Source organism: Rhizobium sp. CB3171, from assembly GCF_029714265.1.
Lineage (GTDB): Bacteria > Pseudomonadota > Alphaproteobacteria > Rhizobiales > Rhizobiaceae > Rhizobium.
Genome location: NZ_CP121653.1, coordinates 745,952 through 758,119 on the forward strand (window position 1 = coordinate 745,952; position 12,168 = coordinate 758,119).

The window sequence follows — 12,168 nt, forward strand, 5'->3', positions numbered from 1 at the left end:
GCGTTTCAAACCTGTCCTTATTCCCAGGCATAGGGTAAGCGTCCGGCGAATAGATTTTATGCCTGCTTACGGTTTTGAGCCTCGATTCGAGCCTGTTCTTTAGCCATGATGCGTTCGATCGTTTCCGGGTCACAATGATCCGCGACCAGGAAGCTTCGTAGTCCGCCCTTCCAGCTCCGGGCATCGCGCAGGAGTTCCTCTATGCATTCGATGCCGCGGTCTGTAAATCCGGTCATGCCATCTTCGGACCCGTCGTCTATGTGGATCATCTCGCCGTAGTCGATGTTGTCGGAATTGTACGTGATCTCTTCGAGCAGCTCCATATCCTCGTCGATGAGGTCCGCGACGGCTTTGATCGTGTATACGCGGGTCGAGCGGGCCATCAGGCGGCCTCGGCGCGGGTGATTGCCGCCGTCGGCACCCAGTTCCACGGCAGCAACTCCTCAAGGCGATCCGCAGGATGATCCTGAATCCTGGTCAGAACGTCCGTCAGATAGACCTCCGGATTATGGCCATGGAGTTTGACCGTTTCGATGATTGTCAATATATTGGCGATGCGATCGCCACCATTGTCCGAGCCTGCGAATAACCAGTTTTTCTGCCGAGTCCGAGCGGACGCATCGCTCGTTCAGCTATGTTGTTATCGATCTCGACGCGTCCGTCATCGATATAGACGCTCAGCGCCGCCCACCGCGAGAGGGCATATCGCATTGCCTCAGCCAGCTTCTGTTTCTGCGGCAGCGTCGAAAGCGTCTCTTCTATCCAGCTCTTGAGGTCCTTCAGAATGGGCCTGGCATGTTCCTGCCGAAGCGCCCGCCGCTCGTCGGGCAGCATACCACGGATGCGATCCTCGATGTCGTAGAGCGCACCGATGCGCGACAGCGCCTCCTCGGCGACCGGTGATGGCTTCAGTTTGATCACGTCATGGAATTTGCGGCGCACATGCGCCATGCAGGCCGCCTCGATGATCTGGTTGCCGTAGAGCTTCTTGTACCCGCCATAGCCATCGGCGTGCATCACGCCGCTGAAGTCAGCGAGATGGTCGGCCGGATGCGCACCCTTGCGGTCAGGACTGTAATAGTAGCCTATCGCCCCAGGTCTCGGGTCTCGATAGCCACGGCCATCGAAGACATAGACCCAGACCCTGCCGGTTTTCGTCGTGCCTCGTCCGGGGGAGAGAACATCGACGGGCGTATCGTCGGTATGGATGCGGTCGACCGCCGCGAGATGAGCCCTGATCAGCAAGATCAGGGGCGCAAGCAGAACCGACACGCGACCGACCCAGTCCGCCATGACGGAGCGGGAGATGTCTATCCCCAGGCGGCCATACATCTCCGACAGACGATAGAGCGGAATGTGATCGTCGAATTTGGCGACCATGATATGGGCGAGCAATCCCGGTCCGGGCTTGCCTCGCTCTATCGGCAAGGTCGGCATTTCGCCGGAGACCGTCGTATCGCAGTCCTTACAGACCATTCGCTTTTCGATGTGGCGGACAATCTTCACCGATGCGGGCACGTGCTCCATCACCTGAACAATCCTGTCAGCCGCCTTCAGGAACGACGTGCCGCCACAGGTCGGGCAGTTGCACGGCGCCGTATAGACCTGCTCTTCGGTTGTCAGACCATCCGGCAGAGGTTTGCGTTTCGGCTTGCCCGGCGTGTCGTCCAGCTCCGGCAAGGGGGATTGCCCGGAGCGCATCTCAGCCTCGGCGCGAGAGGCCTCGATCTCCTCCAGCATCAGTTCGAACTGCTCGATTTTCCGGTCTATCTTCTCCGATGAAGGACCATGCTGCCGATGGCGCAGCAATTCCAACTGCGCACGCAGAAGATCGATAATGGAATCGCGCTTGCTGACTTCGGCTTCCTGTGCACGGAGTTTCGCCGCTTGCTCAGCGACGAGCGCACGCAAGGCAGATAGCTCATCCTGACTGTCAATCGGCGTTGTTTCCATGTCCAAAAACTAGCCGATTTGCGTCTCTAACGCCAGGCATTTCGCCCGGAACCTCCTGCAAAACAAGGGTTTTCACCCCGTTCTCCCCGGTGCGGAAGTCCACGCCGGCCTTCGCCAGTCGATCCCCTCAACAAGCATGGAAAGCTGGGCCTGCGTCAGATGCGCAACCCCGTCTTTCGCCGTCGGCCAGGGAAAGTATCCGCGCTCAAGAATTTTGTACCTCACAACAGAATGCAGCCACTGCCAACGCAGATACGCAGTTAGTGCGGGTGACGCATCCGTTTCATCCTTTATTCCCACGGCAGTTGCCGTGCGTCGGCAAGCGCTACAACCGGCATGGTGAACGCCTTTTGCTGCAGACCGAGGACACCACTGTTTGGTCGGTTCCTCCGCAATGGACTGATCTTGTGAGCTTGGATCCTGAGGTCGTCATGAGCAACGGGCGATCGCTCTTGCGGGTAGTCGACTTAATGGAGTTGGCCACTCTGGTGAAGCGCCTTTCGAGCAAATCGGGGCCGGGCTGACGTGCGGAAGTGTAAGGATAAATATGCCGCATTTGTAAAGTGGATTATGCCGCAAGAGGTCGCTTTTATGAGAGGTTACGCCTGCAAATACAAGATATCTCGTCAAATAGACCATAAGCATCGTCTTGACGAGGCAGCAAAATGCGTCATAATTAGCATTACGCTAACACCGCTTCATGTCCTCGGAGCCATCGATGTCTGCGAAGTACGACAGCAAGCGCACAAAGACGGATGGCCTCATCGAAGAGGGCACGTTCAATCCCACCCCCGAGAAGGTGCGCGATCCAAAGTTTCGGGGCAGCGAGTTCTTCGATCCGCACGACGCCGTGCAGGTCAAATACGAGATGCTGCGTCGCGTCTCCATCGACAAGGTGTCGGTGACGGAGGCCTCCGACGAGTACGGTGTTTCCAGGCCAACCTACTACCAGGCCAAGGTGAACTTCGATATGGCCGGCATTGCCGGACTGGTGCCGACGAAGCCGGGGCCCCGCGGTCCCCACAAGATCGACGACAAAGTCCTGGCATTTCTGCAGGCGCAGCTCGCCCCAGGAGAACCCGTTCGCGCCCGGGAACTGGCCAAGCTGCTCCGCCAGGAACTCGATATCGAGCTTCATCCCAGATCGATCGAGCGGGTTCTAAAAAAGCGGCACGTAAACATTGCCGCGACGGCGGCATGCCCGATCCAACCGTCGACCATCGCGTCCCAGTACGAGGTATTGCGCAAGGCAGCCCTCGGCGCAGCGCTGCCGCTTATGGCCCGTAGCGGCCTGATGCTCTTTCTGCGCCGGGGATGTGGGGATGGGTTCAGGCGCTGACCGCAGCAGCAAGCACTCCGCGAGAGCAGAATTACCCATCGTCATTTGCTTGTCCGCTGCACGGCGGACACAGCGCCGTCGTTCACGTCCTTGCGACAATCGCCATGAGCACCAACGATCGGAGGTCACCATGAATGTACATCTCAAAGTCCAGCCTCATCACCTCGAACGCGGCGCCTACCTCTACATCCGCCAGTCTTCCATGCGGCAAGTCGTTGAGAACGTTGAGAGCGCCAGGCGGCAATATGCGCTTCGGGGACGCGCTGTCGCCCTCGGCTGGCGCGACGAGCAGATTATCGTCATCGACAACGATCAAGGAGAGTCCGGTGCATCGGCGGCGTGGCGCGAGGGGTTTCAGCGGCTGGTCAGCGATGTCGGCATGGGGCATGCCGGGATCGTCATGGGCCTGGAGGTCTCCGTCTGGCGCGCAACAATGCCGACTGGCAGCGTCTGCTGGAGATCTGTGCCCTTGCCGACACCCTGATCCTCGACGAGGACGGCGTCTATGATCCGGCAAGTTTCAACGACCGGCTCCTGCTCGGCCTGAAGGGAACAATGAGTGAGGCCGAGCTGCATGTGATCAAAGCCCGGCTGCGCGGCGGCATTCTCAATAAGGTGCGGCGCGGCGAGTTTCGTTGCCTCCTACCGACCGGGCTGGTCTATGACCATTTCGGCAATGTGACTCTTGATCCAGACATGCAAGTCAGAGAAACGATCATTCATTTCTTTGAGATGTTCTCTCGCCTCGGGTCCGCCTCCCAGACCGTCAAGGTCTTTCGCAATGAAGGCCTATTGTTTCCATCGCGCCTACACAACGGCGGCACGCTATTTCGGCCGCTGACCGCATCGACGGCGATGCGTGTCCTGAACAATCCGCGCTACGCTGGCGCCTATACCTATGGCCGACGACAGTTTCGACGCACCATCGACGGCAAAAGACTCTGCGTGCGCGCGACATTGATGACTGGCCGGCCTGCATTCCCGATGCTCATCCCGGCTATATCAGCTGGGAGCGACATCAGGAGAATCTGAAGATCCTCAAGGCGAATGGCCGTGGATTTGAAGCGGCACGAGCTTCAATCCCAAGGGAGGGACCGGCACTGCTGCAAGGCCGGGCCGTGTGTGGGCAGTGCGGCAGCCATCTTAGGGTTCGCTATGCGGCGCGACGTGGCCGGCAGGAAGCCTGGTACATTTGTAATCGTGCCCGCATTTATCGTGCGGAGCCTATGTGTCAGTCGATCGCTGGGCCTCCCGTCGATGAAGCCATCGGTATGCTGATTGCCGAGCAGATGACGCCGGCGGCCGTCGAACTCGCTCTCGAAGTCCGCAAGGAGATCCAAGCCCGGCATGAAGAAGCAGACCGGCTGCGCTGTCGCGCAATCGAACGCGCCCAAACGGAAGCCGAGCTCGCTCAGCGCCGCTTCATGCTTGTCGATCCTAGTAACCGCCTCGTCGCCGACACGCTCGAAGGTGAATGGAACGAGAAGCTTCGCACGCTGGCCAGTGCCCGCGAAGAGCGCGAACGTGGCCGAGAGCACGATCAATTCATCCTCGATAAAGCTGTCCACGAACGGTTAGTCGCGATGACGGCCGACTTCAACCAGCTCTGGAAAGATCCGGATACCCCAAGCCGCGAACGCAAGCGATTGCTGGCCCACATCATTGAGGATGTCACTCTCTTAAAGTTGCCAGCGGAAGGAACCACTAAGCTTCACGTTCGCTTCAAGGGCGGCAAAATCCAGACGCTCACCACCATGAACCCAAAATCCTCTCCTCAGCAGATCAAGACAAAGCCCAGCATCATTGAACTGGTCGATAGGCTTCTCGACGATTACATTTATCCCGAGATCGCCGAGATTCTAAACGAGCAGGGGCATCGCCCAGGTGGAACCGCACGTCGCGGCTGCCAGGACGCCCGCTTTACACCCCTCAAAGTCGCCTATCTCATCCACGAATATAAGCTGCGATCACGATATGATCGACTGCGACAGCGGGGAATGCTGACAAGACAGGAAGCGGCAGTGCATCTCAATATCAGCGAGCAAACCGTCGCCAGATGGGCCAAATTTGGCCTCATCACCAGACATGCCTATAACGGGCACTATAGCCTGTACGAAATCGCCGATGGAGACCTGCCGCAAAAGCAATGCAGTCGATGGAATCCACTCGAAGATCGCGCTGCTGCGTATCGACAAATGCAAACCGAGCCAAGAACATCAACTGGCGAGGAAAGAGGTGTAGTATGAACGCCGATCGTTATAATAGAGGCAAAATCCCTGGCCGTCCCACCACAAAAGCTTGATCCGATCAGCACGCTTTCCCCTGAATCCAAAGATCGCGCCAGAGCCCGGCGCTTCCTTGATCGCCTGCTCCACCAGCGCCGATAAACCGTCGATCCCACGGCGCATGTCGGTCGCCCCGCAAGCCAGATAGACCCGCACATTTCCAGAAGGCCCGATCATGCCGCCTCACATGGGAAAGCCTGCGTCAAGTCATTCACTTCTATTCTCCTCTTCACGGTATCGGCTCCAGGTTCCAAGCCCGACTGCATGACACGGCTCGGTTAGCTGAGCCTGATCAACCTCACATTCGGTCGGCGCTGTTGCGGCCGCACCAGGATCCCGCTTGCGGCGGGTAGGGCTTAGGACGACGAGACCATTCTCCACTACCGGCATTTCGCCCTGGTGGCATGCGGTTCGCCGACCCGGATCCGCCAGGATTGATGAGAATCCCGGTAGATTTCGTAACGGGTGATGTGTGGTGACAATCAAGCTCTCTTCATTATTGCCCCTTCAATGACGACACCCGAGGCAACGTATTTCCAGATTGCGACCAGCAACTTGCGCGCCAGTGCGACAATGGTCGACTTCTTCATACGTCCACCGTTGCGATGGACGCGTGCATTGAACCATTGGCTCAGCTCCGAATCCGGCTGGTGCCGTAACCACAGCCAAGACAGCTGTATCAATGTCACCCGCAGCCGGGGATTACCCGCTTTCGAAACGCCCTGTTCCCGATCAATAGTTCCGCTTTGCCAGGGTGTTGGAGCCAGTCCAGCATAGGCGGCGACCTGGCGACGGTTGTCAAAATGCCGGAACAGACCCTCCGCCCATAAGATGTTTGCAAACTCGGTGCCGATCCCTTTGAGCTCAAGTAGCATCGTGACCGGTGAAGGCTTCATCTCCGCAGTCTGCGCAGCGATGAGCGCGTCGCGCTCGTCCTCGACTGTCCTGATCTGTTCAAGCAGAAGTTCCAGCCGATCCAGCTCCCGAGCAATCTGCGCTTTCATATGCGTCGGCAAGGCATGCCCGTCGCCAGTCTGCAGTACTTCCAACTGTTGCCGCCGGTCCTTGTTCATTGGCTCGTAATTGGTGATGCCTTGTGAGAACAGCAGTCCCTTTATCCGGTTGATATGGGAGACACGCTCGGCTGTTAGCGCTTTACGCTCCCGGCCAATCCGCCGCCGGTCTTCTTCGTCAGGCGATGGTGCCCGCGCCATAGAGCACACGCGGGGTTCTCCCCTCTTATACGCCATCAGGACCCGAAGCAGCGCCTCACCATCGATGCGATCCGTTTTCACCCGCCGCTGGCGCCGCGATGTTGCGATCGAAGCCGCGTCCACGACATGACTTTCGATCCCCTCCTTCTCTAACACGCGATGGATCCAGAAGCCGTCGAGTCCGGCTTCCTGAATGGTGACGACAGGATAGGCGTCCCCGGTTCTGGCCCGGCATCTATCCCGCAATTTCGAAAGCAGATTGAACAATCCGGCGACGTCTCCTGCCTTCAAAGCGTGCTTCGACATCTTCTCGCCATTCCCCGGCGACAGCGACGTGATCAGCCAGGTCGAACGGCTCAGTTCCAGTGAAATGAAGATCGCGCCAAGATTTGTGTGAATGGCGATCGCGGCTTTTTCGGTCTTGAACATCGGGGCCTCACAATATGGGCGTTAATTTACAGCCATTCATTCTGCAAAAATGGAGGCCGTCGCGCACCCATGGGATCTCCACGCAGGCGATCAAGGATGCCAGCGTCCTTCGCTCGATGTCTGTCGGAACTTTCAAACCGCGACCGTTTCGGAGCAAGATCTTGATAAACACCGGCGCCGGCCGAACGGCAGGCTTCTGCTCGAGACCTACGTCGTCCACGAGCTGTACCGGAAGGAACGATGGCGACGCACTAAAGTGGCTAATTGTCTTTCGCCATAAACGGATCTGACCTGGATGGAGGTCATAACGGCGAGCCACATCGCCAATGCGCGCACCAGGCTGATCCGCTTCTGCCAATATCTCCAGCTTAGCCTCTTTCGACCATCGCCGCCTACGCTCAACGCCGGATATAATCTCCATGCGAGCCATGCCAACCTCTCAGATCTGGTATTAATGTCAGCACTAATGCTGGTTCTAATGCCAGAACATCGCCTAACTGGCTCGTTCAGCAAAATCCGTTCACCGAACGCTCACGGCATAGGGACAGTTGCGCACATAGAGATTTTTGAAAGGGCATAACAGATCTCGGGTGTCCCGTCTTGAGGTAATCCATACTGATCGGCACGGTCGATTTACGGAAGATGAGAAGCTGAGGGTTGTGGCAGAGAGCTTTAACGCTTTTATCGGCCGGGTGCAAAGGCGTTGCAAATTCAACCTCTCCATTACCGGCACTCCCACTCGTTTGACTATTCGGCGGCAATCTGAAAAAAACACAGCCATTCCGGAGCCCCAGGGGACGAGATGTCGGATAACAAATTAGTACCCGAAACAAACGCTGTCACTGACGACATTACTGAAAGTCAGGTCCTCAATCCTTTGACGGCTTTGTTAGAACGTTCAATTGACTCTGTTTTCCGCACAAATTTGCTGGCAGCAGAATCGAGTGCATGGCATGGCCACGTCCCTTTTGCGCACTGGCTCGTGGCCGTATTAAAGCCTTCATGCATCGTGGATTTGGGTACCCGTAACGGTGTTTCGTATTCAGCTTTTTGTGAGGAGGTTAAGCAGTCACACCTCAGCTCTCATACCGCTTGTTATGCTGTGGACACGTGGGAAGGCGATGAGCAGGCAGGATTTTATGGCCAGGAGGTTTTTGATAAAATTAAACTGCTTAGTGAAGTCCGGTACGCCGAGTTTTCGACTCTGCTGAAAATGACATTTGCGGAGGCTTTGGATAAATTTGCGGACAACTCGATCGAACTCCTACACATTGATGGTCGGCACACATACGATGCGGTGCGCAACGATTTTGAAAACTGGCTTCCGAAAGTTTCCCGCGAGCGTGGTATTGTCCTTTTCCACAATATTGCAGTGCGATCGATGGACGGCGTTCATCAACTGTGGGTAGAGCTGCTAGAGCGTTATCCAAATTTCAGTTTTAATCATTCGGCAGGGTTGGGCGTGTTGTTAATCGGCAGTGATCTGCCTGATTGCATCGTTGGCCTGGTGCATCTAAGCGACAGTGACACGGAACGCTTGAGAACTCGCTTTGCAGTTCTTGGCCAAGCGGCAACAGAAATGTGGGCAAAGCATGCGAGCCAGAGGGCGGCAAACCATGCGCTAGGCGACTTAATATCCAAAGCTGAGGCGGAGGAGGTTCAGCTGCCGCAAATTGCCGAGCGTTCGGCGGCAGAAGCGAAAGCGCTGCAAAGAGATATTAGCCAGCTTAGAGAAAATAATGGCGGGCTCCAGCAAAAATCGGTGCACGAGTCGCAGTTGAGAAATGCACTAAAGGCCGAATTACATCAGATGCAGCAGTTAGTTCGTCAGCGAGATCGGGTGATAAGTGAGCTCTATGCTTCTGCGTCGTGGAGAATTACGGCTCCATTCCGGAGGGCAGCGATATCGCTGAAAAGGCAAGCGCGGCGAATTCAGCTTTTGCTGGATGCGGCTTCAGGCAGGGGCAACTCGCGCGATCTCCTGCATGATTTTCTAATGCGCCGTGTTAAGTTCAAATGGCGTCGGTTTTCATCCTTGATCCTGGATGACGCATTTAGTAGCGCAAATTATGCTGCTTGGATCGAAAAATTCGACACGCTGTCGGAAGATGACGAGACGCAAATCCGCCGGCATATTGCGTCGGGTGTTTTGCCTGAGATTTCAGTGTTGGTGATTGCAAAAAAAACGCCACCAGAAACAAAGAAATCTATCAATAATCAACTGTTTAAGCCAAGAAAAGTTGTCTACTGGGACCCATCGACGCCATTCGAATCATCGGCATCTGATGGTGAATGTGGTGAGGGCGATGTCATCATAAGAGGCGGAGCGGTCGATGTTCTCAAAGCCTTCGAGACGTCGCCTTCCATGACTCTAATAGTTGATGGAAGGACGGTTCTTTCCGCTCGCTGTTTATATGAGGTCGCCGCCGCCGCCGCTGCCTCAACAAGTTCTTGCTTGATCTACGCAGACGATGATCGACGTTCACCTAACGGAAAGCGGGAACGACCATTCTTTAAGCCAAATTTCTCACCTGAGTTATTGCGTTGGCTGAATTATATCGGGAGCGCTGCAGCGATCAAAGAGGTGGATCACCTACGGCAAGTGATCGAGGAAATTGCAGGTGGGGCCAAGGTAGAGGATGCGTTGGCGACATATGCAGGTACGCTCGCTCGCAAAGAAGTTTTGCATATTCCTTCAATCTTATTTCATTTGGGGCATATGGATATGCCAGCGGTTCATAGAGCGCCCGAACTGAAAGACCCGGCTCTCCTCCCTTCCGTCAGTATAATCATACCGACGCGAGATTCTGTAGACATCCTACGGGCATGTGTAGAAAGTATATTATCTTCGAGTGATTATCCGCGAGACGCAATGGAAATTGTTATTGTTGATAATCAGTCCACGTCATCCGAAACGTTGAGTTACTTCAGGAAAATCAAGCGCGAGAACGCTGTTCGAATTGTTCCGTATCCACATGCGTTCAACTTCTCGGAGATTTGTAATACCGCAGCGCGCCTATGTAACAATTCGATTATTATATTTCTAAACAACGATACCACAGTCAACGATCCTCTGTGGATTCGAAAGCTTGTTCGCTATCTTGCGCTGTCAGATGTAGGATCGGTCGGCTCGAAGCTGCTTTATCCGGACGGCACCGTTCAGCATGGAGGGACAGTCGTCGGGATTCAGGGAGTGGCGGCACATACGCTGGTTGGGAGGCAACCCGACGAGGGGGGGTATGCCGGGCTTGGGAACGCAACGCGGGAGATGTCGGCCGTTACCGGCGCCTGTCTCGCAATTCGAAAAGAGGTTTTCACCGAAATTGGGGGATTCGATCCGGCTCTTGCTGTTGCATTTAATGATGTAAAGCTGAATATTGAATTAATTCAGGCCGGTTATCGAGTAATCGGAATTTGCGATCCTCTGTTGATGCATCATGAGTCCAAAACTAGAGGGCATGATGATACGCCAGAAAAGCAAGCATTATCCCGAACGGAAGCGACCTATACGCTTTTGACCGGACGAAACTTCTTTAAAAATGATCCCTACTACAATCCAAATTTAAGTTTGGTGGCAACGTATAGGCTTGCAAATCCGCCGCGGACGGTTTGGCCGTGGCGTCAGCATGCTTTGCGCCATGGTGGGCCCATCAGGGTCTTAATGCTCAGTGTTACTCATCAGATCGGTTACGGCGTTGCAGTTGTCGTCAATCTTCAAGCGCAATATCTTCTAAAATGCGGGTTCGACGTTTTCATTGGCGGTCACAGGAATGCCAACGAGTTCGACTATCCCGGTTGCGAAAGGATCGTCTTTGAGGATCCGACTGAAGCTGCAAGGGTTGCTTTTGAGCTTAGAATCGATTGTGTGATAGTTTACACGTCCCCATTCTTCTCAACTCTTCGTTGGATTGGTGGCTCAATTCGTTCGATTGTGGTCGATTACGGAGAACCAAATCCGGAGTTCTTTAAAGACGCGGATTTGCAGCGCGCAATCATTGCCGAGAAGAAATTTTGCGCTCCGATGGCAGATCGAATTATCGGAGTATCGGAGGCTGTGAAGGCCGAATCCGGCATAGCTTCAATGGAAGTGGTTCGGCTCGGTAATTCGCACCTTGCCGTCTGGCATGAGCAGTCTGATGTTCGCATTAAGGTCCGACAAAAGCTCGGTTTAGAAGGAGCCTTTGTGGTGCTGAATGTCTGCAGATTTCACCACGCTGACCGAAGCTACAAGGGGGTGAACCAGTACGAGCTGTTTGCGGAAGAGTTTAGGCTCGAATACCCAGACTTAGCATCGAATACTGTCTTCATCCTTTGTGGAAAAGCAGATCCTAAGGACGTTGAGGAGATGACCCGTCGTGGGTTCATGGTCAAAGCCAATGTGACGGACCAAGAACTGATTGACCTCTACATTGCTGCGGATTGTTACGCCAATTTTTCGCAATGGGAGAGTTGCAATTTGGGAATTGGGCAAGCACAGGCAATGGGACTGCCTGTTCTCGCATCAGACATACCTGCTCATTGGGAGTTTGGCGGTATCTCTGTTGGCACGCCCGAATCTCTAAGTCACGATTTGGCTCGGTTTGTCAGGGACCAAACTCATGATGAGGGGACAAGTCGTCGCACGCCGGTTGTCGTGGGTTGGGATCGTTCGCTGCAGCGTCTTGAAGCCATAATCAGAGAAACTGTTCTTTCTTGAAGGCTTTGCGAGATCATCGGGAAAGCGTCTCTAGACTTTCCTCCAGCGGGCGCACGAGCAAGCTAATGGTGGTTGCTCGTATAATGTTTTCTCCTGCAATCACGTATGGGGGACTGGCTCGGTGACTGCTGTAGTTGTACCGCACCGTGGATAGCGGTATGTCTGAACTGCGCGGGTTATCCGAATGCGGTGAGGATCACCGTAGAACTATGAAGGGTTGAGACAGATAGATTGTTAGGATAGGTCTTCCCG

Annotated in this window: 9 protein-coding genes and 3 pseudogenes; 6 read left to right on the forward strand and 6 right to left on the reverse strand. The window is 55.0% G+C overall.

The window, feature by feature from the left end; all coding sequences use genetic code 11:
- Positions 1-56: 56 nt before the first annotated feature.
- The 3 genes and pseudogenes from QA648_RS22705 to tnpB (QA648_RS22715) all read right to left on the reverse strand — a co-directional run.
- Positions 57-383 carry a hypothetical protein gene (locus tag QA648_RS22705; protein WP_113217717.1) on the reverse strand — a complete coding sequence of 109 codons (327 nt, stop codon included), beginning with the start codon at positions 381-383 and terminating at the stop codon, positions 57-59.
- Positions 383-1,953, reverse strand: a pseudogene (locus QA648_RS22710) (IS66 family transposase). Before QA648_RS22710 ends, QA648_RS22705 begins: the two are co-directional and overlap by 1 nt.
- A gap of 72 nt (positions 1,954-2,025) precedes the next feature.
- Positions 2,026-2,169, reverse strand: a pseudogene (gene tnpB, locus QA648_RS22715) (IS66 family insertion sequence element accessory protein TnpB); the annotation flags it as partial.
- A 502-nt stretch (positions 2,170-2,671) separates the two neighbouring features.
- Here tnpB (QA648_RS22715) and QA648_RS22720 point away from each other — a divergent pair.
- The 5 genes and pseudogenes from QA648_RS22720 (at position 2,672) to QA648_RS22740 (ending at position 5,538) form a co-directional block, all read left to right on the forward strand.
- Positions 2,672-3,292 carry a helix-turn-helix domain-containing protein gene (locus tag QA648_RS22720; RefSeq protein WP_283053780.1) on the forward strand — a complete coding sequence of 207 codons (621 nt, stop codon included), beginning with the start codon at positions 2,672-2,674 and terminating at the stop codon, positions 3,290-3,292.
- Between the two features lie 130 nt (positions 3,293-3,422).
- Complete coding sequence (locus QA648_RS22725; protein ID WP_283053781.1) at positions 3,423-3,776, forward strand: recombinase family protein; 354 nt, start codon at positions 3,423-3,425, stop codon at positions 3,774-3,776.
- Positions 3,752-4,324, forward strand: coding sequence for a recombinase family protein (locus tag QA648_RS22730; protein ID WP_283054249.1), 573 nt, complete (start codon positions 3,752-3,754; stop codon positions 4,322-4,324). The genes QA648_RS22725 and QA648_RS22730 overlap by 25 nt, the downstream gene beginning before the upstream one ends.
- 86 nt (positions 4,325-4,410) lie before the next feature.
- Positions 4,411-4,500: pseudogene (locus tag QA648_RS22735) on the forward strand (hypothetical protein); the annotation flags it as partial.
- An 18-nt stretch (positions 4,501-4,518) separates the two neighbouring features.
- Positions 4,519-5,538 (forward strand): hypothetical protein, encoded by a 1,020-nt coding sequence (locus tag QA648_RS22740; protein ID WP_283053763.1) that lies wholly within the window; start codon positions 4,519-4,521, stop codon positions 5,536-5,538.
- Here the strand turns inward: QA648_RS22740 and tnpB (QA648_RS22745) are convergent.
- The 3 genes from tnpB (QA648_RS22745) to QA648_RS22755 form a co-directional block, all read right to left on the reverse strand.
- A complete protein-coding gene (gene tnpB / locus QA648_RS22745; protein WP_283053782.1) occupies positions 5,509-5,754 on the reverse strand; it encodes an IS66 family insertion sequence element accessory protein TnpB in 246 nt (81 codons plus the stop codon). The genes QA648_RS22740 and tnpB (QA648_RS22745) overlap by 30 nt on opposite strands.
- Before the next feature lie 305 nt (positions 5,755-6,059).
- Entirely contained in the window at positions 6,060-7,220 is a 1,161-nt protein-coding gene (locus QA648_RS22750; RefSeq protein ID WP_283053762.1) for an IS110 family transposase, read from the reverse strand.
- A 7-nt stretch (positions 7,221-7,227) separates the two neighbouring features.
- Positions 7,228-7,650 carry a transposase gene (locus QA648_RS22755; protein ID WP_283053783.1) on the reverse strand — a complete coding sequence of 141 codons (423 nt, stop codon included), beginning with the start codon at positions 7,648-7,650 and terminating at the stop codon, positions 7,228-7,230.
- Between the two features lie 372 nt (positions 7,651-8,022).
- Between QA648_RS22755 and QA648_RS22760 the strand changes: the two genes are divergently transcribed.
- Positions 8,023-11,916: a class I SAM-dependent methyltransferase gene (locus QA648_RS22760; protein WP_283053784.1), complete on the forward strand. Its 3,894-nt coding sequence runs from the start codon at positions 8,023-8,025 to the stop codon at positions 11,914-11,916.
- Positions 11,917-12,168 lie beyond the last annotated feature (252 nt).

Excerpts from the sequence above, each read along its gene's own strand:
- QA648_RS22705 (WP_113217717.1), bottom strand. The coding sequence starts at position 383 with ATGGCCCGCTCGACCCGCGTATACACGATCAAAGCCGTCGCGGACCTC.
- QA648_RS22720 (WP_283053780.1), top strand. The coding sequence starts at position 2,672 with ATGTCTGCGAAGTACGACAGCAAGCGCACAAAGACGGATGGCCTCATC.
- QA648_RS22725 (WP_283053781.1), top strand. The coding sequence starts at position 3,423 with ATGAATGTACATCTCAAAGTCCAGCCTCATCACCTCGAACGCGGCGCC.
- QA648_RS22740 (WP_283053763.1), top strand. The coding sequence starts at position 4,519 with ATGTGTCAGTCGATCGCTGGGCCTCCCGTCGATGAAGCCATCGGTATG.
- tnpB (WP_283053782.1), bottom strand. The coding sequence starts at position 5,754 with ATGATCGGGCCTTCTGGAAATGTGCGGGTCTATCTGGCTTGCGGGGCG.
- QA648_RS22750 (WP_283053762.1), bottom strand. The coding sequence starts at position 7,220 with ATGTTCAAGACCGAAAAAGCCGCGATCGCCATTCACACAAATCTTGGC.
- QA648_RS22755 (WP_283053783.1), bottom strand. The coding sequence starts at position 7,650 with ATGGCTCGCATGGAGATTATATCCGGCGTTGAGCGTAGGCGGCGATGG.
- QA648_RS22760 (WP_283053784.1), top strand. The coding sequence starts at position 8,023 with ATGTCGGATAACAAATTAGTACCCGAAACAAACGCTGTCACTGACGAC.